Below are 23,606 nucleotides of genomic sequence, written 5' to 3' on the forward strand. Positions count from 1 at the left end.
GCCGTGGGTCACGTTGTTCGTTCACCGTGACTTAACTGTGTACACCGTCATTAGAGCCACTCCGGGTCCCGGTGTCAACACATCCAGGGTGGACAGCCTGCAGGTCATCGGACCGACAGCGTGTTGTCATCGTCTCGTCTCTCTCCGTACAGCGTTGGCGTACGATTTGTGCGCAAGTGCTAACCCGTTCCCGTACACCGCGGGCGTGTGTCGGGACAGACCGCCGGAGGATGGGTCATGGGAGAACACGTCGGTCCCGAACTCCGGGCGGCCCGACTCGCCCAACGCAAGAGCCTCCGCAGCGTCGCCACCGCCGTCGGGGTGTCGGCGAGCCTGCTGTCCCAGGTCGAGACGGGCAAGACCCAGCCCTCCGTGAGCACCCTGTACGCCCTGGTCAGTCATCTGGGGTTGTCGCTGGACGAGCTGATGGGACTCACCGCGGCCGGCGGGGAGGGCGGCGAGCAGCCCGTGTCGACCGCCCGGTCCACCGAGGGCGCGGTGGTGCAGCGCGCCGCCGACAATCCCGTCCTCGAGATGGACAACGGGGTGCGGTGGGAACGGCTGGCGGTCGACGCCGCCGGCGAGGTCAACCCGCTGCTGGTGACGTATCCGGCCGGGGCGACGAGCTCGCTCGAGGGCCGGCTGATGCGCCACAGCGGCACCGAGTACGCCCTCATCATCGAGGGTGAGCTGACCCTGCAGCTGGAGTTCACCCGCTACACGCTGCGGGCCGGCGACTCGTTGTGCTTCGACTCGAGCCGACCGCACCTGTTCGTCAACGCCTCGGGGGCGACCTGCCGCGGCGTCTGGTTCAACCTGGGCCGGCACGACCTGGAGCACACGCGTCCGCAGGTGACCGCGCTGCGCCAGGAGCTCGGGCTGGGTGGCCAGCCGGTTCCGGTGTCGGCGCAGTCGGCGGTGGACATCCTGGCCGCCATCGACCGCATCGGCTGAGCGCGCCGAGCGGGGCCCGGCCGGCGGCTCCGGCGGGACCCGCCCCGGATCAGCCGGTGGCCGGGTCGGTCGCCGCGCTCGACGTCGTGCGGGTGTGCAGGTGCGAGCGTCCCCAGCGGGCGTCGAGACCGCCGTGGGACGACAGCAGTTCGCGACCGAAGTCGTTGTCGAAGTCACGCAGCACCGAGTGCAGGTGGTTGCCGTTGCCGACCGCGTTGACCGCTTCGATCAGCAGATCGGGTGTCTGCACCCGGAAGTAGTGCGGAGCGCCGCGATGCCGGGCGCCGGCCCACGCGAAATGCACAGCTCGAAGGCCGGTCTCGCGGACGGCCTGCCGCTGTGCGGGGCCCGACTCCGGCGGCAACCGGTCGAGGTAGCAGTCGACCAGCCGCCACAGCAGCTCCGCCTGATCGGGGCGGAGCCGGTCGCCGGGCAGCCCGGACGGCCGGTCCCGGAAGAAGGCCAACGCCTGCCGGTCGGCGTCGGAGATGACGTAGTCCGGCATCCCCAGGTCGTAGTGGTCGGGGATCTCGTGCGCGCCGATGGCCGGCACCTGTCGGGTCACGAAGTCCGCGGGGGCGACGTCGTGGATGACGGCGGCGGACACCTGGGCGTCGTCCAGGGAGCCCAGCAGCTCGAACGCCAGTCCTTCGTCGTCGGCGAGCGGCTGCAGGACACCGTCGTACTCGGTGGGCTGGGCACCCAGCGCGGCCGGTGTGGTGCAGATCCAGCGCTGGTCGATCACGGTGATGTTGAGGCAGACGTGGTGGCCCAGGAAGCGCAGCATCCAGGTGTCCTCGAACCCCGGCCGACCGTAGAAGGTGACGAAGTAGCTGTCCGACGTCCGCCAGAACGGCAGCGCCGGGCCGAGGAAGTCGTGTTCGTAGTCACGCAACACGTGCTCGAGCTGCGGGATGGCCAGCACCTTGGTGAACATCCGTCGTGACACCGCGGCGCGGATCAGATCCCAGACCAGGACCTTCTGGTGGCGGTCCAGGTCGTGCAGGGCCACCCCGGTGCGATCGGGCCGGGGGATGATGTCCCAGTCCGTCCGACGCGGGTCGTCGAAATCCGAAATCACCGCCGCACGGCGCTGTTCCGGGCTGAAGGTGTCGAGCAGCCCCATCGCGACGACCAGCATCCTGGTGGCGGTGGCAGGGGCCTCGTACCGACTGGACACTGCGCTCCTCTGCGCTCGTGGGGTGGCGCCTCCGGTGACCGGGACGCGCGGCGACGACGGTCACCGGCACTGCGGCGGATCTTGCCACGGATTCCGGTGTACAGCTAGGCTGCACGAACTCGGTCCGGATCGTCAACGCCGGGCCTGTCCGCCGCGGGCGACCGCGTCCCCTCACCGTCGACGGGTGATGTCCGATGGCCACGTTCCGCCACGCCGCTGAAGCGGTCCCCTACGAAGCACCGCACCACTTCGGCGTGTCCAGCCGCCGGATGCAGGGCCTGGAGGCGTCCGACACCGACGCCTACTGGGTCGCGGTGTCCGACTACGAACCGGGGGGCGGCGTCCACGAGAGTCCCGCCCGCGGTGAGACCACCTATGTCGGACTCGCCGGCACCCTCACGGTGCGCGTGGACGGGACCGAGCACCGGCTCACGACCGGGGATTCGCTGCACCTGGTCGCGGGTGAGCTGCGTTCGGTGGTCAACGACGGTCCCGACACCGCGCGCATCCTCGTCGTCATCGCCCCGGCCTGAGCCCGCGGACGGCGTCACCGTCCGCCGACCCACCCACCGACAACCCTGGAGTCCGCATGCATCTGGTCAACTACCGCGTCGCTGACGGGGTCGCGGTGGGGGTCCGGACCGCCGGGGCGGTCGTCGACCTGGCCGCCGCCCTGCGACACGCCGGAATGGACGACGCCCCCGCGTCCGGTATGCGCACGCTGCTCGCCGGCGGCCCGGATGTACTCGCCGGCGCCGCCGACGCGGCGGCCGGTGCCGCCCGCGACGGTGTCGGCGTGGTGGTCGACCCGGTGCTCGCCGCGCCGCTGCTGGACCCGCCCCGCATCTTCGCCATCGGACGCAACTACGCCGAGCACGCCAAGGAGGGCGGCGCCGAGGTCGGTGAGTACCCGATGATCTTCTTCAAGCCGTCCACCTGCATCGTCGGGGACGGTGAACCGGTCCAGATCCCGCCGACCACCGAGAAGGTCGACTGGGAGGCCGAACTCGCGGTCGTCATCGGCACCGGCGGCAAGTACATCGCCGAGACCGACGCCCTGCGCCACGTCGCCGCCTACACCGTCAGCAACGACGTCACCGCCCGCGACTGGCAGCGCCGCACCAGCCAGTTCGACGCCGGCAAGATGTTCGACACCTTCCTGCCGATGGGTCCGGCGCTGGTCACCGCGGACGAGATCCCCGACCCGCAGGCGCTGGCGATCTCGACGACCGTCAACGGCCGCACCATGCAGGACGGATCCACCGCGGACATGGTGTTCACCGTGGCCGCGTTGGTCAGCTACGTCTCGCACGGCGTGCGGCTGTTGCCCGGTGACGTCATCCTGTCCGGCACCCCCGCCGGGGTCGGCTACGCCAGACCGACGCCCATCTTCCTGCACCCCGGCGACGAGATGACCGTGACCATCGAGGGGATCGGCGCCCTGACGAACCCGGTCGTCGCCGAGCGCTGAGCCGGCCTCGCGTCGCGGGGCTCGCCGCCGTCAGCCGGCCGCCAGGACCTCGAGCGCCTCGACGACCAGTGCGTGGTCGGCGGCCTGCGGCAACCCTGACACCGCGACCACGCCCACCACCCCGACGTCGTGGATGCGGATCGGGAAGGCGCCGCCGTGGGCGGCGTAGTCGGCCGGGTCGACGCCCCAGTCGGCGTCCAGCTTCTCGCCGGTGGCGTCCATCCGGCGGCCGACGAGATACGACGAGGCCTCGAACCGCCGGACCACGTTGATCTTGCGGCGGGCCCAACCGTCGTTGTCGGGGGTGGCCGAGCCGAGGACCGCGTGGAACAGCTGATGACCGTTGCGCTCGATGACGATCGCCACGCCGAGCCCACGCTCGGACGCCAGCCCGGCCAGGATGGACCCGAGCCGCCACGCCTCGGCGTTGTCGAAACGACGCAGGACGAGCCGTCGTTCGTCGTCCTCCAGCGCGGCGATGAGGTCGGCGTCGTGGGGATGCGGCTCGGTCACGTCGGCGTCCTCGGGCAGCGGGATGGATGGCTCCTGCACCCTAGTGCTCTCTTGTGCGGAGGTGCGGTTCCGGGTCTACAGTCCTTGCGTGGCCAACGGTGGCGTGCCCTTGCTCCCCGACGGAGACTTCCGCCGGGTGCTCTGCGTGGCGGCCCATCCCGACGACATCGAGTACGGCACGTCCGCCGCGGTCGCCGCCTGGACGGCCCGGGGTGTCGAGGTCCGGTATCTGATGCTCACCCGCGGCGAAGCCGGCATGGACCGCACCGACCCCGCCGAGACGGCGAGAATCCGTACGGCAGAGCAGATCTCGGCCGGTCACGCGGTCGGCGTCAGCGAGGTCGACTTCCTCGATCACCCCGACGGGGTGTTGGTGGAGTCCCTCGGGTTGCGGCGCGACATCTGCCGGGCGATCCGCCGCTTCCGGCCCGACGTCGTGCTGACCGGCACCTGGGAGATCGAGTTCATGGCCGGGCTCAACCAGGCCGACCACCGGGTCGCCGGGATGGCCACCCTCGACGCGGTCCGTGACGCGGGCAACCGCTGGGTGTTCACCGAGCTGCTGGAGGAGGACCTGCCGCCCTGGTCGGTCACCTGGTTCCTGGTCGGCGGGCACACCCGGCCCAACTACGCGGTCGACGTCACCGGCGCGCCGCTGGAGGCGGGCATCGCGTCCCTGGAGGCGCACGGGGAGTACCTGGCCGGGATCCCCGGCCACCCCTCGCCCCGGCAGCTGATCGGCATGATCACCACCGGTCAGGGCCGGGCCGCCGGGGTGGGCTCGGCGGTGCTGTTCCGCGGCTGGAACTTCGCCGAGCCGCCGCCGATGCCGGGCGGTCCGCCGGACACCGACCGCTGACCCTCCGGCCGGACCGGCCGGGACGCCCCGACCGGTCCTCCGGAACCCGTCAGACGGCCACCCGCCGCGGTGCCGTCGGTGCGGTCGCGCGGCGCCCCACGACGACGCCGTCCGGCTCCACCGGGCCACCGTCGGCCACCCGGCGGCAGGCCTGGATCGCGCCGGCCAGCATGGCGCGCAGCTCGTCGTCGGCGTCGGTCACCGTGCGCACCGCGACGACGGCCTGCCGGACGGTGCTCGCACCCGCGTGGTGCTCGAAACCGCGGTAGTCCACCGGGCCCACCCGGTCGACGAAGGCCCGCGCCCACTGCAGCGCACCGGGCTGCCGCTCCAGTGCGAGCCGGCTGCGGGCGCTGAGGTGGTCGGTCGGCAGGCCGTCCAGGACGGCGAGGTAGCGCTCGCAGGCCAGCACCGACACGGCCATCACCCGGGCCAGCTCCGCCGGCACCACGGCGAGGGCCGAGCGCGCGCAGTGCAACGCGATGACCGCCGCCGCACGCGGGTCCTGCGGACGCAACCCGACCACGGCCGGGATCAGCGGCACCAGCTTCGACCGCCCTTCGTCGGTGGTGCAGTCGTTGACCGCCCTGGCCAACGCGGCCAGCAACGGGTGGGTGCACTTCGGGTGGTCCGACCAGCGTTCACCGGCGAGGAACGAGGCGAACTCCATGAAGCAACCACCGCGCGCGCCGTTGCGCCGGTGCCGGCCACGGCTCAGGACGGGGACGAAATCGGGGGAACTGTCAGCAGTGCGCACGACGGACCTCTCTCGCGAGCAGACGGATTCGCCGTCCAGTGTGCTCCCGATCGACGCCGGCGCGACAGGGGGCTGCGCGTGCCGGCTGACCGGTCAGAACGGGTACGGCGCGATACCGGGGCGCACGGTCAGCCACTGCACCTCGGTGAAAGCGTCCAGGTTGGCCGTCGCGCCGCCGAACCGGCTGCCGTTGCCGGACGCCCCGACGCCGCCGAACGGCGCGTTGGCCTCGTCGGAGACCGTCTGCTCGTTGATGTGGATCTTCCCGGAGTGCAGCCGGTCGGCGAGCTGCATCGCGAGCCCGACGTCGCCGAGGATGCCGACCGACAACCCGTACTCGCTGCCGTTGACCAGCTCGGCCGCCTCGTCCAGATCCCGGAACGGCAGCACCGGCGCCACCGGGCCGAAGATCTCCTCCCGGTAGGCGGGGCTGTCCAGGGTCACGCCCGACAGCACGGTCGGGGCGTACATCAGCCCGTCGCTGGTGCCACCGGCGACCAGCGTGGCGCCGCCGGCGACGGAGCGGGCGACGATGTCGGCCACCCGGTCCAGCTGGCGGCGGTCGATGATCGGGCCGAGCGCCACGTTCCCGGCGGCCGGATCCCCGACGGGCAGGTGGCCCGCCTTCTCCGCGAGAGCCGCGACGTAGTCGTCGACCAGGCTCTCGTGCACGAGGTGACGGCCGGTCGTCATGCAGATCTGGCCCTGGTGCAGGTATGAGCCGAACGCGCCGGCCGACGCCGCCAGTGCGACGTCCGCGCCGGGCAGCACGACCAGGGCGTTGTTGCCGCCCAGCTCGAGGTGCACGCGCTTGAGGGCCTGCGACGCCAGCGCCCCGACCGTCCGGCCGGCCGCCGTCGAGCCGGTGAACGACACGACCGCGACCTCCGGCGCGGTGACCACCGCCGCCCCCACGTCCGCCCCACCGGGCAACAGGTGCAGCACTCCCTCGGGCAGCCCCGCCTCCTCGAAGACGCGCACCAGCGCCACGCCGCCGCTGACCGCCGTCCGCGGATCGGGCTTGAGCAGCACCGCGTTGCCGACCGCCAGCGCCGGCGCGACCGAGCGGATCGACAGGATCAGCGGGAAGTTGAACGGGGCGATGACACTGACCACGCCGACCGGGCGGCGGCGGGCGAACGACCACCGCGCCTCATCGGTGGCCAGCACCTCACCCTGCGGCAGCGTCGGCAGCGCCGCCGCCTGGAAGCACTCCTGCGCGGCGATGTGGATCTCGAGGCCGGCCTTGTCGGGGATGCTGCCGGCCTCACGGACGATCCACCACGCCACCTCGGCCGCGTGCCGCTCCCACAGCTCACCGGCCCGCCGCAGCACCGCGGCGCGCTCCGCGGGCGGGGTGGCCGCCCAGGCGCGCTGGGCCTCGGCCGCCGTCCGCGCCGCCCGGCGGACGTCGTCCTCCGAGGCCAGTCCGACCATGCCGAGCGTCCGGCCGGTCGCCGGTTCGATCACGTCGCCGGTGCCGCCACCGCCCGCCGTCCAGGTGCCGCTCTTGATCCGACCCGACCACGCGGCGGCGTCGAGCAGGGTGGTGGGACGGTCGTCGGTGAGCGTCATGGAGGCCTCCGGAGGATGGTGCGGCGGGGTTCCGAACGCACCCGGTCGGGGTCGCGCCCGCTCCCATCATCCGCCCCGGGGCCGGCCGTCGTTCCCCCGCCCGTGCGTACGGGCGGTTCGTCCCGCCGCCCGCGGGCGGCACAATGGAGCACGCGTCGCCCGGACCTCCGGTGACGGACGTCGGTCGTGCAGGGAGCTTCACAGCGTGGACAACAGGATCCAGCCGGTCATCGCGGCCATGGCGGGGGGTGAGCGGGAACAGCTCGGCTGGTTCGACTACGACCTGACCACCGACGTCTGGACGTGGTCGGCCACGCTGTACCGCATCCACGGCTTCGAGCCCGGGGAGATCGTCCCCACCACCGCGATCTTCGTGTCGCACAAGCACCCCGAGGACCGCTCGCACACCGACGAGGTACTGGCCGCTGTCCTGGAGACGGGTCAGCCCTTCTGCTGCCGGCACCGCATCATCACCAGCCGCCGGGAGGTGCGCACCGTGGTGACCATCGGTCAGGGCACCCTGGACGACACCGGGCGGGTCACGAAGGTCACCGGCTATTTCGTCGACATCACCGACGCCGCGACCGCCGTCTCGCAGCAGGCCATCCGGGACGCGGTCGCCGGGTCGGCCGCCGCCCGCGCCCAGATCGAGCAGGCGAAGGGGGCCCTGATGATCGTCCAGGGCGTCTCGGCCGACGACGCGTTCGCGATCCTGCGATGGCACTCGTCGCACGCCAACGTGAAACTGCGTGACCTCGCCCAGCTCATCGTGGACGCGATCCAGCAGCCCTACACGGGAACCGACGACGCCAACCAGCGTCTCGGCCGCCTGCTGTCCGGCGTGGTCGACGGCTCCGTCCGCCCGGAACGGGGCATCGCCGCGACGCCGGTGCGTCCGGTCATCACCCGCTGACGACCGGCCGGTGGGCCACCGGCGTCTCGAGCAGTCCGCCCCCGGCGAGCCGCCACCACCGGTCGATCCCGAGCTCGTCGAGGAACCGGTGGTCGTGGCTGACCACCAGCAGCGCCCCCCGGTAGGCCGTCAGCGCCGACACCAGTTGCGCGATACCGGGCAGATCCAGGTTGTTCGTCGGCTCGTCCAGGATCAGCAGCTGCGGGGCGGGCTCGGCGAGCAGCAGCGCCGCCAGTGCCGCGCGGAAGCGCTCACCGCCGGACAGCGCCGCGACCGGTCGGTCGGCCTCCCGGCCACGGAACTCGAACCGGGCCAGCCGCGCCCGGATCTCGTTGTCCGTCACCGGCGGTGCCGCCGACGCGACGGTGGCGAGCACACTCAGGCGCTCGTCGGGGAACTCCAGGCGTTGGGGCAGGTACCGCAGCGGCACGCGGCTCACCGCCGTGCCCGCCCGGGGCGCCCGCCGGCCGGCGACGGTGTCCAGCAGGGTGGTCTTGCCGGCGCCGTTCGGTCCGGTCAGCGCGATCCGCTCGGGACCACGTACGACGAGGTCGGTCGGACCCTGCACGGCGGTCGCGAGGCCGTCGAGGACGAGCACGGTCCGCCCCGCGGGCACCGCGGTCCCCGGCAGGTCGATCCGGAGATCCCGGTCGTCCCGCAGCGCGTCCCCGGCTTGTGACAGTCGGTCGCGGGCGTCGGCCAGCCGGTCCTGGTGGAGGTTGCGGTACCGCCCCGCCGACACCTGCGCCTGCCGCTTCCGTTGCCCCATCACGACTCTCGGCTCGCGCAGGTTCTGCTCCATCTTCCGGCCGTACCGCCGGCGGCGGTCCAGTGCGGTCCGCGCGTCGAGGAGCTCGCGTTGCTGCCGCGCCACGTCGGAGGCCGCGGTGCGGACCCGGCGCCGTGCGACCTCCTGCTCGGCGGCGACGGCGGATTCGTAGTCGGTGAAGGTGCCGCCGTACCAGCGGACCTCCCCGTCCCGGAGCTCACCGACCCGGTCGACGTGCTCCAGCAGCTCGCGGTCGTGGGTGACCACGACGAGTGTCCGACGCCAGCCCGCCACGGCCTCGTACAACCGCTCCCGGGCGCGGCGGTCCAGGTTGTCCGTCGGCTCGTCGAGCAGCAGCACCTCCGGCCGGGTGAGCAGCGACGCGGCGAGCCGGACCAGCACGGCCTCCCCGCCGGAGAGCCGGGACAGCGGAGCGTCCAGCGGCAGCGCGCCGAGGCCGAGGGACGCCAGGACGGCGTGGGCCCGCTCGTCGACGTCCCAGTCCGGGCCCACCGCGGTCAGCACGTCGTCGGTGACCTCACCCCGTTCGACGGCGGCGAGCGCCCGGCGGACGGTGGCGATGCCGAGGGCCTCCTCGACGGTGGTGTGCGCCGCACCGGGCGTGGACTGGGCCAGGTGGGCGAGCCGACCGCGTACCGACACCGTCCCCGCGGTCGGCGACAGAACCCCCGCGATCAGCCGGAGCAGCGTGGACTTCCCCGATCCGTTGCGGCCGACGAGTCCGTTGCGGCCGCGCGGGAACGTGGTGGACAGACCGGCCAGAACGGTGCCACCGTCGGGCCAGGCGAACGAGAGGTAGTGGCAGACGACGGACGGCCGGGGGTGTGACATGACAGGCTCCAGAGCAGATCTCGCGGTCGACAGGGTCGACGCAACCGGCCCGGACGGGTCGGGAGGGTTGCGGTCTGCTCAGATCGGCACCGTGGTGGTCCTCGGGGGTCGGCATCAGGGGCGGGCTCCGGTCTACACCCCGACCGGGTGTGCCGTCACGCCGTTTTCGGAGCTCACGGAACCGCTGCCGCAGGACCTTGACGCCCGCCGCCGCCGGCCCTAGTGTCGGCCGCAGGTACAGAGATTCAGTGTCAAGGCCCGGCTCGCTGAGCGGCAACCCTTCGTGCGATGGGGTGCCCCGGGATCACACCTGGTGTCACACTCCGTGTGGCGCAAGCGCATCGACGAGGAGCCCGCCATCACCGCTCAACCGCTCGACGGGTCCGCATCGTCGGTCCGGGCCACCGCCGTCGCCAGCCACCGCCGCCGCGTGATCGACCTGTGCACGGTGGCCGGCAGCCTCTGTCGCTGACCGGCCCCGTCCCTCGCGCGCGTCCGCCGGTCGTCCGACGACCGGTGGTGGCGTCGCTCCGCGTCCGTCCGCCCCGATCGGTCCCCGCATGCCCACAACCCTGCCCACCCCTGTCCGTACGACCGCCCGTCACGGCACCGTCGACGTCCACCAGCACCTGTGGCCGCCCATCTTCGTCGAGGCCCTGCGGGGCCGCACCGCGGCTCCCCGATTGGTCGACTGGACACTCCACCTCGACGGCGAGCCGCCGTACGAGGTCGACCCACGCCACCACGACGTCGGCGCCCGCACGGCCGACGAGATCAGCGACGAACGGCTGATCGGCCTGTCCAGCCCGCTGGGTGTCGAGGACCTGCCCGTCCCCGAAGCCGAAGCGCTGTTGTCCGCCTGGCATCTCGGGGCCACCGAGCTCGGTCGCGGCTTCCGACCGTGGGCGTCGGTGAACCACACCGAGCCCGATCTGCGGGCGCTGGGCGGGCACCTCGCCGCGGGTGCGGCGGGCCTGCAGATCGCCGCCACCCGGCTGGCCACGCCGGCCGCGCTCGAGGCGGTGCTGCCGGTCCTGGCGGTCGCCGAGGCGGCCGGCCGGCCGGTGCTCGTGCACCCGGGGCCGGTGCCGGCCGGCACCACCGACGTCCCGGGTTGGTGGCCGGCGGTCGTCGACTACCCGGCGCAGCTGCAGGCCGCCTGGTGGAGCTGGCACCTCGCCGGCCGGGCGGCGTTACCGAACCTGCGGATCTGCTTCGCCGCCGGGGCGGGCCTCGCACCGGTGCACCACGAACGGTTCACGGCCCGCGGCGGCGGACCGTTCCGGCCGGACCGCGCGACGTTCGTCGAGATCTCGTCCTACGGCCAGCAGGGCGTGGACGCCCTGCTCCGGGTGCTCGGCGTCGACGCGCTGGTGTTCGGCACCGACCGGCCCTACGCGCCACTCAGCCCTCCGTCGTACCTCGGCGCCGCCGCCGAGAACGCACTGCGCACCACCAATCCCCGACGACTCCTGGAAGGCAGTGACCGATGACCGCTCCCACCCTCGACCGCGCGGGCGCCTCCGCCCGGCACGCCCTGCCGCTGGCCGACGTTCCGCCGGGCATCACCCTGGACGACCTCCCCGGCCGGGATCTCGACGAGCCCGAGCTGATCGGGCTCGCGGCGTCACTGGCCCGCGACCCCGGCCGCTGGGAGGCCCACGTCGCCTTCTCCGACGACCGACGCCATTACGTGTCGCTGTACCGGGACGCGCACGTCGACGTGTGGGTGCTGTGCTGGACGCCGGAGAACGACACCGGCTGGCACGACCACGACATCTCCTCCGGTGCGGTCGCGGTCGCCCGGGGCACCCTCACCGAGCTCGGTCTGGCGATCGGGCAGCGTCCGGTCGCCACCGAGGTGCCGGCCGGTTCGGTCTACAGCTTCGGCTCCGACCACATCCACCGGCTCACCGGTCGCGACGCGGGAAGTGTGTCGGTGCACGCCTACTCGCCGCCGCTGTGGCGGATGGGCCAGTACCTCGTCACCGACGACGGGGTGCTGAAGCGCCACTCGGTCAGCTACGCCGACGAGCTCCGGCCGCTCGACGCGACCTGACCCGCCCCGGACGACGAACGAGCGCGGTGGTGTGGAACCCTTCCGCACCACCGCGCCCGTCGAACGGAACCGGTCAGCCGGTGACGGTGAGCACCACCGACGCCGTCGGCTGACCGTCGCTACCGGCCACCGTGACGGTGTGCCTGCCGACCGGTGTCCCGGCGGGGACCTTCAGCGTGGTGCGTGCCGCACCGTTGACGTCGGACCCGACGGTCGCCCAGGGCGTACCGTCGAGGGTGACCGCCAGCAGGTCGTACCGCTCGTACCCGCTGACGCCCAAGGTGACGAAGCCGCCGGCGGCGACCTTGCCGACGTTGGCCTTCACCGTGGTGACCGGGTCGGCCACGATGGTCACGGTGAGAGTGCGCGCCGTTTCGACGTTGCCGGCCTTGTCGACCGACCGGTAGCTCACCAGGTGACTGCCGACCGTGGCCAGCCGCAGCGGACCCGCTGCGGCCCAGTCACCACCGTCGATCTTGTACTCCGTCCGCGCCACCCCGGACACCGCGTCGGTGGCCGTGAAGGTCAGATCGACCGGGTTGCGCGGAGATCCGTTGCCGTTGACCGGGTTGCGGGTCGCCCGCGACGCCGGCACCTGGGTGTCGATCCTGATCACCGTGGCGCTGCCGGAACCCGGCACCACCACACCCGAACGCAGCAGCCGGGTGTCGACGGTGTGGACGCGGGAACCGGAGACGGTGAACGACCTGCCGTAGGTGATCCAGGTGCCGCCGTCGATCCGGTACTGCGCCTTCGCGTTCGCCGGTACCTGCAGCGTCACCAGGACGAGCTGGTTGTACCAACCGTCGGCGGTGGGCACCGCGTTGGACGTCAGGGACGCGACGGCCCGATCGGGTGCGGTCGCCGCGGGAACGGTCAGCGTGACCGATCCCGAGACGGCGCCGGCGCGATCGGTGGCGCGGGCGACGAGGGTGTGCGCCCGGTCGTCCACGGTGACCGGCGCGGTGTAGGCGGTCCAGGACCCGCCGTCGAGCTGGTACTCCAGCGTCGCCACCCCGGAGGTCGCGTCGGTCCCGGCGACGGTGACCGTCCGTCCGGCCAGGGTGGCGGTGGCCACCGGGGCGACCGTGTCGACGGTGACCGTGACGCTGCCACCCGAGTCCGCGACCGGGGTCCCGCCGACCGTGGCGCGGTAGGCCACGGTGTGCGTCCCCTGCGCACCGACCCGCACGGGGGCGGTGTAGGCGGTCCAGGCGCCGCTGTCCACGCTGTACTCCACGCTCGCCTGCGCACCCTCGGCGAGCGTCAGGGTCACCGTGGGAGCGGTCCGGTACCAGCCGTTCTCGCCGTCGACCGCGGGTGTGACCGCAGCGGTCACCGTCGGCGCGACGGTCGAGCCCGTGACCACCACCTGGACCTGGACGGCGCGGTACCGGTCGTCGAGCTCCTCGGCCGCGGTCATGTTCAGGATCGGGGATCCGTCGGCGGCGAAGTGCACGGTCCTCGCCCGGGCGTGACGGCCCGGGTCGAACAGCCCGCCGTCGCCCTGGTCACCGGGGCCGGACACCTCCCCCGTGGTGCGGGAGTGGTAGACGATCACCGGGTTGCCGTACTGGTCGACGGTGAACGAGTTGTGGCCGGGGCCCTGTTCGTTCACCAGGTCGGCCGTCTGCAGCAGCGGGTACGACGACTTCGTCCACGACGCGGGATCGAGCAGATCGGTCGCGCTGTCCGCGGTCAGCAGACCCACGGTGTAGTTGGCGTCCACGGTCGCGGCCGAGAACGTCACGTAGATCTTCCCGTCGCGCTGCAGGACCGCCGGACCCTCGTCGATCGCCTGGCCCGCGTCCCGCTCCCAGGCGAACTCGGGCGCGGTCAGCAGGATGGAGCCACTGATCAGCTGTTGCGGGTTCGCCGGGTCGATCTCGGCCATCCGCAGCGTCGACGCACCGGGCTTCTCGGCCCAGATGACGTAGTGCTTCCCGTCGTTCTCGAAGTAGGTCATGTCCAACGAGAAGTTGGAGAACGCGACCGGGTCACCGGCAGCGGCTTTCATCCGACCCAGCTCGCGCCACTTCGTGGGATCGGTCGGATCGGTGCCGTCGAGCCTCAGCATCACCGGCCGGATGCTGAACGGTCCGTTGTCGATGCTCGCGGTGTAGAAGACGTACCAGGTGCCGTTGATCTGCTGCAGCTCCGGCGCCCAGATGTAGCGGTTGAGCGGCGAGTCCTTCTCGTCCCAGATGGTGATCTCGGGAGCGGTCGCCAGACCGGCGATCGTCGCGGCCTTGCGGACGACCACCCGGTCGTAGCCCTCCGGGTCGCCGGAGCCGACCATCGGGTACGACGCGGTGAAGTAGTAGAAGCCGTCCGAACCGAGGGTGACGTCGGGATCGGCCCGCTGCCGGATCAACGGATCGTCGTACGACGGCCGCGCGACGGTGCCGTCCACGGTGTAGGTGCCGGCCCTGGTGGTGTCGACGGCGGCGATGTCGGCCGCGTCCCACTGCACGCCCATGGTCGTGGTGGTGCCGTTGCTGTACTGCACCTCCGCCGTCGACGGCAGGGCGTAGGTGGCACCGGCGGCGACGTCGACCGCGCCGAACGGCTTCACACCGCTGTTCACCGGGCGGGTGTACTTCGCGGTGACCTTGTCCAGCTCGGCCCGGGTGACACCGATCGACGATGCCTGGATCGCGCCGGCCGGGAAGGTCCCGATGGCCGGCGGGGTGACGGCGGCGACCTCGACCGGGGCCGCGAACGTGCGCAGGTCCGTCGACGTCGTCTGGTACGTCCTGCCGTCGGCCAGCGACACGAAAGTGGCCCGGTAGCCGGCGATGCTGTTGTCGTAGGCGATCGAGACGCTCGCCGCCCGCACGTTGCGGTCGGTGAAGGGCACCAGCCGCTGACCGGTGAAGGTGGTCAGATCGGCGGAGTCCCAGAGGTAGACGGAGGTGGAGTTGCTGTCGACCGTGGCCACCACACCGAAGGTGCCGTCGGCCTTGCGGAACAGCTGTGGCGAGCCCAGCTTCGTGCTGCCGGTCGGGTACAGCACCGGCCGGCCGTTGTTCAGCGCGGTGAACGACGTCGACGTACCGGTGGCCAGCGCCAGGTGCAGCGCATCGGTCCGGTCGGTGTCACCGGTGCGGATGTAGCTGCCCAGCCGCGCGGCGTCGCCGGCGAGGACCTTCACGGTGTAGCGGCGGACCTCGGTGGCCCCACCGGCGGTGAAGGTCGCCGTCAGCGTCACGTCGGTGTCGGCGGCGGGTCGGGCGACCACGCCGGATCCGTCGAGGACCGCCGGGTTCGACGACGCCCAGGACACCGCCACGGAACCGAGAGCGGTCGGCAGCACGACGTTCCCGCTGACCACACGGATCGCGGGGTCGTAGGTGTCGGCGGCCAGCTGCAGGTCCTTCTGCGGGGTGTTCGCCAGCACGGTGAAGGCGAAGGTGCGGGTGGCGGTCTGACCGGCGAGTTCCAGCGTCGCGGTCAGCGTGACCGCCGCGTCGGTGGTGGCCGGCCGGGTCACCGCGCCGTCGGCGGCGAGGGACGCCGGGTCGGAGCTCACCCAGGTGATCGCCGAGCCCTTGGGGCCGGACCGCGGCAGGGTCAGGTCGGCCGCGATGGTGGTGCGGCCGAGGTCCAGTGCCGCCGCGTCGGCGTCGACGGCGGCCTTGACGGCCGCCGGGTCGCCCAGTCCGGACCAGTAGGCCCGGGCGATGTCGGTGGCGCCGAGCACCGAACTGTAGACCGAGACGTCACGGATGCCGCCCTTGTAGAACACGTCCGGATAGGAGGAGCGGCCGAGGTAACCGACGAGTCCGGTACCGAACTGGCTGACCGTGCGCGTGGTGGCCACGGTGCCGATCGAGACGCCGTTGTAGTAGCCGGTGATGGAACCGGGCTGGATGACGGTGGTGTACATCCCCCAGCCGGTGCCGGTGGCCGGGCCCGGGATGCCACGGGCGGCATCGGTCGGCGCGATGCCGGCCTCGGTCTGGTACGGCGCCCCGGCGTTGTTGCCGTCGGTGAGCACGGACTTGAACTGACCCGCCGGGTTGGCCGGGTTGAGCAGCCAGTACTGGGTCGGCAGGCTCTGCGTGGTGCCGAAGAACATGGCGGCGTAGTTGCCCGCGCCCGTGCCGTTCTTCAACCAGGTGGAGATGGTCAGGGTGTTCTGGTTGTCGAACATCCCGACGGGCAGCGCGACGTGCGCGGCGCCGGAGTTGCTCGCCCCGCCCGGGAGCGTCAGTTCGGAGCCCGACACCGTGGCGCCGCTGCCGACCAGGGTGGCGTTGCGGCCGTTGCCGGACGCGTCGGGCACGGACGTGCCGTTGATCTTCGAGAAGTCGTACCGGGCCAGCAGCTGCGCCCCCACGGTGGCGGTCGCCGTCGGCGACTCGGCCGAGGTGCCGATCGCGTTGGTGGCACTCACGCCCACCCGGTAGCGACCGTCGGCGAGCCCGGTGAAGCGCTGGGTGGTGGCGACCGGCCGGGCCGTCCGGACGACCGCACCGGCCTCGGTGGACAGGGTCACGGTGTAGCCGGTGATGGCGGAGCCACCGGGGTCGGGTGCGGCCCAGGTGGCCGTCACGGTGGTGCCGTCCACGCTCAGCGCGGGTGCGCCGGGCACCGCCGGTGCGCCGTCGGAGCGGGCGACGACGGTGAGCGCGAAGTCCCGGGTCACGGAGCCCGAGCCCAGGGTCAGGGTCGCGGTGAGGGTGACGGGCACGTCGGCGCCGGAGGCCGGCCGGATGACCCGGCCGTCGGTGGCGATCACGGCCGGCGCGGACGACGCCCAGCTGATGGCCGAGCCCTTCGGCCCGACGGCGGGCAGGGTCAGGTCGGCGGTGACCCGGGTGCCGCCGAGGTCGATGGCCGCGGCATCCGCGGCCAGCGCCGCGGACACGACCGCAGGATCGGCGGTCGCGAAGTAGTAGTCCTTCACCTGGGCGTCGGTCCGCGCCGTCGGATAGACCACGACGTCCTTGACGGAGCCCTTGAAGAACGGGTCGGGGTAGGACGAACGACCGATGTAGGAGACCAGGTTGGTGCCGAGATCACTCACCGTGCGGACGGTGTCGACCGTCCCGATCCTGACACCGTTGTAGTAGCCGGTGATCCGGGTCGGCTCGATGACCGTGGTGTACAGGCCCCAGGAGTTGTCGGTGGTGGGGCCGGCGACACCGCGGCTCGCGGTGGACGGCGAGATGCCGGTCTCGGTGGTCCACGGCGACCCGGCCGAGACGGCGTCGGTGATCACGGACTTGAAGCGGTTGTCCGGGTTGCGCGGGTTGAGCAGCCAGTACTGGGTGGGGAGGTTCTGCGTGGTGCCGAAGAACATCGCGGCGTAGTTGCCCGCGCCGGTCTCGTTCTTCAGCCACGCCGAGATGGTCAACGTGTCGCGACCGTCGAACGTCCCGGTCGGGATGGCGACGTGGGCGGCGCCGCTCGCGCTGCCACCGCCCGGCAGGGTCAGCACGTCACCGGAGACGGTGGCGCCGGTCCCGACCAGCGTGCCGTTGCGGCCCGCCGGCGAGGAGTCGACGACGGTCGTCCCCGTGATCTTCGAGAAGTCGTAGTGCAACAGCGTTTCGCTGTCCACCACCGCCGCGGTGGGCGCCGCGACCGCGGGCGCCCCACCTCCGATCGGCACCACGATCAGACCGGCTCCCACCAGGATCGTCGTCACCGCGGACACAGCCGTCCGGGCCAGCGTCATTCCGCACACTCCTTCGTGTCAGAGTCCAGCCGCGCCGGCACGGCGCCCAGGGGCGCGGTGGGTCGCGGTTACAGCAGGGAGTGACGGACGGGGGCGCCACCGGGATCGCGGGCCGATGCGTCCAGCCGGGCGGGTGTCGGGGCCCGGGCGCGAAGCCGGGGACGACGTGCCATCGCGGTCGGACACCGGGGGTGCGGACAACCGCGGCCGCGGCGGGAAGCACCGCGAACGTGAGTGGCATCACCATCGACGTCGTGGTGTGAACGCTAACACCCGGTGATGCCCGGGGCAAGAGAGCGGCCCGACCCGGCGGATAGTGAGAACGGACCGACCGAACCGGCGGGACGCACAGACGCCGGAGCCGGCCGCGCGATGCGCGGCCGGCTGGCGGGATGGTGCACCGTCGACGACGGGACCGGTGACCGCGGCGGGGGGCCGCAGTCACCCCCGGGCTCACCGGACGGTGAGCGTGGCGGTGGCGGCGGTGCCCGGGTCGGTGCCGGTGGCGGTGACCACCAGGGCGCCCTTCGGGGTGGTGGCGGGCACGGTCAGCGTCACCCGCGCCGCCCCCGACACGTCCGTGGTCACCGTCGACCAGGCCGACCCGCCGTACGACAGCGTCACCTGGTCGTACCGGTGGAACCCCCGCAGCGTGAACGTCACCGGCGTTCCGGCGGCGACCTTCCCACCCGCCGACGGCACCAGGGCGGTGGCGACGTCAGCCGTGATGGACACCGTCGTGGACTTCGACGCCGCGACGTTGCCTGCCCGGTCGGTGGCCCGGTACGAGATCGCGTAGCTGCCCACCGTGGCGAACCGGATCGGCTGCGTGCCGGCCGCGGTCCAGGTGCCCCCGTTGACCATGTACTCCACCGACGCCACCCCCGACACCGGGTCAGTGGCCGTGAAGGTCACGTCCACCGGGTTGCGGGGCGTGCCCACCCCGGACGGCCGGCGCACCATCGTCGTGGTCGGCACCGAGCGGTCGACCTTGACGGTCAGCTCGGCGTCACTGCCCGCCACGACCAGATTGTCCTTCAGCAACCGGGTCCTGACGCTGTGCGGGCCGTTCGCCGAGATCGTCGTCGCCGTGGGCGATGTCCGCCACGCACCGCCGTCGACGCTCAGCTGCACCTTGGTGCCGGTCGCTCCCGCCGGCACGGCCGCGGTCACCACGATCGCCGTCCGGTACCAGCCGTCGGCGGACAACGGCGCCGCCGAGGTGACCGTCACGACCGCCTTCGGATCCACCCCGGCGACCGCCGGCACGCTGACCTGCCCGACGGCACTGACGTAGCCGACCCTGTCCGTGGCCCGGAAGGACACCACGTGGGCGGCGCCGTCCACGACCACGGGAGCGGTGTAGGCCACCCACCCGGCACTGTCGACGCGGTACTCCGTCGAGGCCACACCCGACGACGCATCCGCCGCGACCACCGTGACCATACGGCCGTTCAGCGAACCCGAGACCGTCGGCAGGTCCCCGTCGACCTTCGCGGTCAACGACTGCTCCGGGCTGAACTGCCCGTTCGCCGCCTGCGCCCGGTAGGTGATCACCGACGTACCCGCCGGCAGCGGCACGGGGCCGGTCCACGTCGTCCACGCTCCCGCGCCGATCCGGTACTGCAGAGTGCCCGTACCGGTCACCGTCAACGCGGCACCCGGACCGGACCAGCCGTCCGCACCCGTCGCCGACACCGATGCCGCCGGCGCCGTTCCCGGGTAGGCGAGGGGATCGACCGACTCCAGGGTCGGGACCACCCGGGCCATCGTGCCGTCGGCGTTGAACGTCAACCGGTCGATGGTGGTCTCGCGGTGCTGGCCGTCGCCACCCGGGATCGCGAAGCGGTGATAGGCGATGTACCAGTCGTCGGTACCCGGCACCTGGATGATCGAGTGGTGGCCGGTGGCGAGAATGCCGAGCTGCGGGCTTTTCTCGAGGATGACACCGCGGTAGGTCCACGGCCCGTCGATGTTGGTGGCGGTGGCGTAGCCGACCCTGTAGTCCGGCGATCCGGTGTCGTCGATCGACCAGGTCAGGTGGTACAGGCCGTCGCGGTGGTTGACGAAGAGGCCCTCCCGGAAGTCGGTCAGGCCGCTGATCCGCTTGATGGTGCCGGCCTTGATGGACAGCATGTCGTCGCTCAGCTCGGCGTAGAACGGTGAGCCGTTACCCCAGAACAGGTAGTACCTGCCGGTGACCGGATCCTTGAACGTCGCCGGGTCGATGGCCTGTCCGGTGGTGACGGACTCGTTGTTGGTGATCATCGCCGTCGGCTGGGCGGTGAACGGCCCCTCGGGACTGTCCGCGACCGCGACACCGATGGTCTTGCGGTTGTAGGTGGGATTCTCGCCGGAGAAGTAGAAGTAGTACTTCCCGTTCCGTTCGGTGATCGTCGGCGCCCAGGCGTTTCCGGTCGCCCACGGCACGTTGCCGTTCGCCCCGTCCAGCGTCAGGAAGGGCCGGTCCGAGCGCGTCCAGTTCGCGAGATCGGTCGACTTCCAGACGAAGAACTCCTTGCCGCCCCAGCCGGCGAACCCGTCGGTGGTGGCGTACAGGTAGTAGACGCCGTCGAACACCGCGATGTTCGGGTCGGCGTTCAACCCGGGGAGGACCGGCGAGCGCATGAGGTGCGCCTCGACCGTGTAGGTGCGGGTGGCACCGCTCGTCGAGGTGACCGTGACGGACTTCGGCGTCCGGTAGTCGGTGGGGCCGCCGAGGCTCACGGTCGAGCCGGCGGCGACGGCGAACGTCGGGTTCAGCGTGGTCAGGTCGGTCCCGGGCCTGACCGGCAGCACGATGCTGTCGGCGGTGATGATCGCCGGCACCTTCAGGCTGTCCAGGGTGACCGAGCTGATGGTGGTCGCGTTGCCACCCAGCGCGCCAACCTCGGCCGGGCTCAGCGCCCGGTTGTAGAGCTGGAAGTCGCGGACCTTGCCCTTGAAGGTCCGGTCGGCGTTGTAGACGGACCTGCCGATGGCGTTCCCGGTGGTGCGCCCGCCGCCGATCAGCCCGGGAGTGATGGTCACGCCGGTCTTCTCGCCGACCTGGGCGCCGTCCAGGTACAGCGTCTGGGTGCCGCCGGCCTGCGTCATGGTCAGGGTGTGCCAGCCGCCGCGGCCGACCGCGGCACCGGAGTTGACGCCCTGCTCGGTGGTCCAGTTGCCGGTGGCGACACCGCTGCGGTACGGGTCACCGGTGGCGAACAGGTACCCGTTGCCGACACCGTCGGCGGCGGTGTTGCCGAAGCCCCAGAGGAAGTAGCTCCCGGCCTGCGAGGGGTCGATCCACACCTGCGAGGACACGGTGACCGCGTCGAGGCCGGCGAGCAGGTTGTCGGGCAGCTTGACGTGGTCGTCGACGCCGTCCAGGGTCAGCGAGCCGTCGGCCGAGGTCGGGCCACCGACCAGGGTCGCGTCGTAGCCGTTACCCGAGGTGTCGGTCACGGTGGTGCCGCTCGTCTGACCGAAGGTGTAGCCGGCGACGAGCCCGGCGGCGGTGGCCTTGACCGGGTCCGGTGCGTTGGTCAGCTTGCTGAGCTCGGCCTGGGTTACCGGGATGACCGTGCCGTGCCGCGGGCTGGCCGGCAGCTGGTACGACGCGGGGACCTTCCAGTCCGGAGCGGCCAGGTTGTCGGTGCCGAGCGGGATGTAGCCCCGCCCGCCGTACTCGTCGACGAACAGGTAGTACTCCGAGCCGGAGGTGTCACCGTCGTTGGCCTTGAACACGGTCGGGCCCTCGACGGCCGAGGTACCGGCGTCACGGCCGATGCAGCTGTCCTGGATGGTCCACGCGGGGTTGGTCGCGCTCCAGCCGGGCACCGAGGCGTCGTCCACCGCGGTCAGGCTGGTCGACTTCTCCTGGATGATGTCCGAGCAGCCGGTGACGCCACCCTCGTCCTTGGTGAACCGGTAGTAGGTGCCGCTGTCCTTGATGACGGTGGAGTCGATGCGCGAGGTGCCGAAGTCCTGCCAGACCTTGGGGGCGCTGAAGGTCACGAAGTCCCGCGTCGTGGCGTACAACATCTTGTTGTAGGTGTTGCCGGTGTGCTGAGGGTCGTTGTCGGCGTAGATCTTCGAGGCCCAGAAGACGACGTAGGACTGCAGTGCGTCGTCCCAGTACGCCTCGGGCGCCCAGGTGTTGCCGGCGGTGTCGGGTGAGACCTTGACGTGGCGCTGGGCGGACCAGTTGACCAGGTCGGTGGACTCCCAGACCTCGAGGTACTTGCTGCCGACGGTCTGCGAGTCACCCCAACTGGTGCCGCCGCCGATGGACAGGTCGGTGGCGATGAGGAAGAACTTGTCGCCCTCGGGTGAGCGGATCAGGAACGGATCCCGCAGGCCCTTGGTGCCCAGGGTGGAGGTCAGCTTGGGCTGGCCGCCGTTGAGTTCGGTCCAGCGCAGGGCGTTGTTGCCCTGGCTGGCGGCGAAGAAGATGTTCTCGCCGGCGAGGCTGTTGCCGGTGAAGTAGCTGAACGCGTAGCCCGCGTAGGGGGCAGGTGCGGGCAGCGCCGGCACGGTGGCGGTCAGTACGCGGGTCGCCGAGGCGGCGCCGACGGTGACCGTCGCGGTCAGGGTGACGGTCGCAGCGGCGGACCCGGTGGCCGGACGCTCGACGATGCCGGTGGCGTCCACGATCGCGGTGTCGCTGCTGGCCCACGCGATCGTGGAGCCGTGGAGGCCGGTGGTGGGCAACGTGAGGTTGCCGCGGACGTCACCGAGGTTGGGGACGGTGACCGCGGCGGCGGCGGCGTCGGCCTTGGTCTGCGGGCTGTCGTCGGCGGGGACGGTGACGGTGAACGACTTCGTGTCGGTCGCGGTGTTCGGGGCGACACCGGCGTTCAGGGTGGCCGTAAGGGTCGCGGTGCGGTCGGTGGCGCTGCGGGTGACGACACCCGCGGCGGTCACCACGGTGGCGTCGGAGGTGGCCCAGGTGATGGTGGAGCCGTTTCCGCCCGCGGTCGGCAGCGTGAGGTTCGCCGTCACCGCGGAGGTGTTCCCCAGGGTCAGCGCGGCCTTGTCGGCGGCGACGGTGTCGGCGGCACCCGGGACCAGCGACCCGACCTCGGCCGCGGACAGCGCCCGGTTGTAGACGCTGAACGAGCGGAACTCGCCGCTGAAGTACGGGTCGGCGTTGTAGACGGCCCGGCCGAGGTAGTTGGCCGTGGTGGTGCCGTTGCCGATCTGACCGGGATCGACGGTGACACCGGCTTTCTCGGCGACCTGCACCCCGTCGGTGTAGATCCGGGCGACGTTGTCGGCGCCGAGCGTGTAGGTGATCGTCTTCCACACGTTCTGCGGCAGCGTCGCCGGACCGCCGACGGTCTGCTCGGTCGTCCAGTTGCCGGTGGCGATGCTCGTCTTGTACGTGGCGCCGGCCAACCCGTTGGTGTACAGGTAGCCGTTGCCGACCCCGTCGGCCCCGGTGTTGCCCAGCGCCCAGATCATCGGTCCGCGTTGGCCACCGGACGCCTTCACCTGCGCCGTCACGGTGATCGCGGTCAGACCGGTCATCACGTTGTCCGGCAGCTTGACGTAGCCGTTGGTGCCGCCCAGGCGCACCCCGGAACCGGCGGTGTAGGCCGCGTCGCCCAGCAGGGTGGCGTTGCGGTTGTTGCCCGACCGGTCGGCGACCGTGGTGCCGCTGCCGGAGGTGAAGTCGTAGCTGAGTATCAGACCGTCGGTCGGTGCGGCCGCGGATGCGGCCGTCGGGGCGATCACGCCCATCCCCGCGGCCAGCGTCACCGACAGCAGGGTCGCCCACAGCCGGCGGACCGGCGGCGCGGATCGTGACACAGGAATGAGCATGGCTGGGGAGCCTCCCGACGTTGGGTCGCACACGATCCGCGGCTGCGGCGCAGGCCGATGTTAGCGTTCACAGCAGAGGGTGTGAAGAGCATGTGAGTTCGGAATGGCAACGTCATCATTCCGGGTTCGACGACCGTGCCGAGCCGCCGGCGGGCGTCTCATCTCTCGGAGCGTCACGCCCGGCGGCCGGCGGCGGCGTCGGTGCAGACC

General features: G+C 71.9%; 15 protein-coding genes and 1 riboswitch. Of the genes, 8 read left to right on the forward strand and 7 right to left on the reverse strand.

Features of this window, described 5'->3' with window-relative positions; genetic code table 11:
• Positions 1-237 precede the first annotated feature (237 nt).
• Positions 238-954 (forward strand): helix-turn-helix domain-containing protein, encoded by a 717-nt coding sequence (locus DB033_RS20155; RefSeq protein ID WP_111768742.1) that lies wholly within the window; start codon positions 238-240, stop codon positions 952-954.
• A gap of 49 nt (positions 955-1,003) precedes the next feature.
• Here DB033_RS20155 and DB033_RS20160 read toward each other — a convergent pair whose 3' ends face one another.
• Entirely contained in the window at positions 1,004-2,134 is a 1,131-nt protein-coding gene (locus DB033_RS20160; protein WP_111768743.1) for a DUF3500 domain-containing protein, read from the reverse strand.
• Positions 2,135-2,328: 194 nt separating this feature from the next.
• On the opposite strand from DB033_RS20160, the gene DB033_RS20165 reads away from it, so the two are divergent.
• Together DB033_RS20165 and DB033_RS20170 are read left to right on the forward strand one after the other, a co-directional pair.
• Positions 2,329-2,667: a cupin domain-containing protein gene (locus DB033_RS20165; protein WP_111768744.1), complete on the forward strand. Its 339-nt coding sequence runs from the start codon at positions 2,329-2,331 to the stop codon at positions 2,665-2,667.
• Positions 2,668-2,723: 56 nt separating this feature from the next.
• Complete coding sequence (locus tag DB033_RS20170; RefSeq protein ID WP_111768745.1) at positions 2,724-3,605, forward strand: fumarylacetoacetate hydrolase family protein; 882 nt, start codon at positions 2,724-2,726, stop codon at positions 3,603-3,605.
• Between the two features lie 30 nt (positions 3,606-3,635).
• Here DB033_RS20170 and DB033_RS20175 read toward each other — a convergent pair whose 3' ends face one another.
• A complete protein-coding gene (locus DB033_RS20175; protein ID WP_205844064.1) occupies positions 3,636-4,157 on the reverse strand; it encodes a heme-degrading domain-containing protein in 522 nt (173 codons plus the stop codon).
• 49 nt (positions 4,158-4,206) lie between these two features.
• Here DB033_RS20175 and DB033_RS20180 point away from each other — a divergent pair, with 49 nt between their 5' ends.
• Positions 4,207-4,977: a PIG-L deacetylase family protein gene (locus tag DB033_RS20180; RefSeq protein ID WP_205844065.1), complete on the forward strand. Its 771-nt coding sequence runs from the start codon at positions 4,207-4,209 to the stop codon at positions 4,975-4,977.
• A 49-nt stretch (positions 4,978-5,026) separates the two neighbouring features.
• On the opposite strand, the gene DB033_RS20185 is transcribed toward DB033_RS20180, so the two are convergent.
• Both DB033_RS20185 and DB033_RS20190 read right to left on the reverse strand, forming a co-directional pair.
• Positions 5,027-5,734, reverse strand: a complete 708-nt coding sequence (locus DB033_RS20185) for a hypothetical protein (RefSeq protein ID WP_205844066.1) — start codon at positions 5,732-5,734, stop codon at positions 5,027-5,029.
• A 93-nt stretch (positions 5,735-5,827) separates the two neighbouring features.
• The gene (locus tag DB033_RS20190; protein WP_111768748.1) at positions 5,828-7,309 is read right to left on the reverse strand and encodes a benzaldehyde dehydrogenase; all 1,482 of its coding nucleotides are present in this window, start codon (positions 7,307-7,309) and stop codon (positions 5,828-5,830) included.
• Positions 7,310-7,514: 205 nt separating this feature from the next.
• Between DB033_RS20190 and DB033_RS20195 the strand changes: the two genes are divergently transcribed.
• Positions 7,515-8,222 carry a PAS and ANTAR domain-containing protein gene (locus tag DB033_RS20195; RefSeq protein WP_157970830.1) on the forward strand — a complete coding sequence of 236 codons (708 nt, stop codon included), beginning with the start codon at positions 7,515-7,517 and terminating at the stop codon, positions 8,220-8,222.
• Here the strand turns inward: DB033_RS20195 and DB033_RS20200 are convergent.
• Positions 8,212-9,843 carry an ABC-F family ATP-binding cassette domain-containing protein gene (locus DB033_RS20200; protein ID WP_111768749.1) on the reverse strand — a complete coding sequence of 544 codons (1,632 nt, stop codon included), beginning with the start codon at positions 9,841-9,843 and terminating at the stop codon, positions 8,212-8,214. The two genes, DB033_RS20195 and DB033_RS20200, sit on opposite strands and share 11 nt — an antisense overlap.
• Before the next feature lie 234 nt (positions 9,844-10,077).
• A riboswitch (SAM riboswitch) is annotated at positions 10,078-10,188 on the forward strand.
• Between DB033_RS20200 and DB033_RS20860 the strand changes: the two genes are divergently transcribed.
• The 3 genes from DB033_RS20860 (at position 10,157) to DB033_RS20210 (ending at position 11,902) form a co-directional block, all read left to right on the forward strand.
• On the forward strand, positions 10,157-10,315 hold the full coding sequence (locus tag DB033_RS20860; protein WP_157970831.1) for a hypothetical protein: 159 nt from the start codon (positions 10,157-10,159) through the stop codon (positions 10,313-10,315). (Overlaps the previous riboswitch by 32 nt.)
• A gap of 88 nt (positions 10,316-10,403) precedes the next feature.
• On the forward strand, positions 10,404-11,336 hold the full coding sequence (locus DB033_RS20205; protein ID WP_111768750.1) for an amidohydrolase family protein: 933 nt from the start codon (positions 10,404-10,406) through the stop codon (positions 11,334-11,336).
• Positions 11,333-11,902, forward strand: a complete 570-nt coding sequence (locus DB033_RS20210; protein ID WP_111768751.1) for a cysteine dioxygenase — start codon at positions 11,333-11,335, stop codon at positions 11,900-11,902. The genes DB033_RS20205 and DB033_RS20210 overlap by 4 nt, the downstream gene beginning before the upstream one ends.
• Positions 11,903-11,975: 73 nt before the next feature.
• On the opposite strand, the gene DB033_RS20215 is transcribed toward DB033_RS20210, so the two are convergent.
• Both DB033_RS20215 and DB033_RS20995 read right to left on the reverse strand, forming a co-directional pair.
• Entirely contained in the window at positions 11,976-17,588 is a 5,613-nt protein-coding gene (locus DB033_RS20215; protein WP_111768752.1) for an immunoglobulin-like domain-containing protein, read from the reverse strand.
• A gap of 453 nt (positions 17,589-18,041) precedes the next feature.
• A complete protein-coding gene (locus tag DB033_RS20995; protein WP_170315609.1) occupies positions 18,042-23,384 on the reverse strand; it encodes a family 43 glycosylhydrolase in 5,343 nt (1,780 codons plus the stop codon).
• Positions 23,385-23,606: the final 222 nt, after the last annotated feature.

The sequence above is a fragment of the Nakamurella deserti genome (assembly GCF_003260015.1).
Classification (GTDB): domain Bacteria; phylum Actinomycetota; class Actinomycetes; order Mycobacteriales; family Nakamurellaceae; genus Nakamurella; species Nakamurella deserti.

Excerpts from the sequence above, each read along its gene's own strand:
- DB033_RS20155 (WP_111768742.1), top strand. The coding sequence starts at position 238 with ATGGGAGAACACGTCGGTCCCGAACTCCGGGCGGCCCGACTCGCCCAA.
- DB033_RS20190 (WP_111768748.1), bottom strand. The coding sequence starts at position 7,309 with ATGACGCTCACCGACGACCGTCCCACCACCCTGCTCGACGCCGCCGCG.
- DB033_RS20170 (WP_111768745.1), top strand. The coding sequence starts at position 2,724 with ATGCATCTGGTCAACTACCGCGTCGCTGACGGGGTCGCGGTGGGGGTC.
- DB033_RS20205 (WP_111768750.1), top strand. The coding sequence starts at position 10,404 with ATGCCCACAACCCTGCCCACCCCTGTCCGTACGACCGCCCGTCACGGC.
- DB033_RS20165 (WP_111768744.1), top strand. The coding sequence starts at position 2,329 with ATGGCCACGTTCCGCCACGCCGCTGAAGCGGTCCCCTACGAAGCACCG.
- DB033_RS20215 (WP_111768752.1), bottom strand. The coding sequence starts at position 17,588 with ATGACGCTGGCCCGGACGGCTGTGTCCGCGGTGACGACGATCCTGGTG.
- DB033_RS20210 (WP_111768751.1), top strand. The coding sequence starts at position 11,333 with ATGACCGCTCCCACCCTCGACCGCGCGGGCGCCTCCGCCCGGCACGCC.
- DB033_RS20200 (WP_111768749.1), bottom strand. The coding sequence starts at position 9,843 with ATGTCACACCCCCGGCCGTCCGTCGTCTGCCACTACCTCTCGTTCGCC.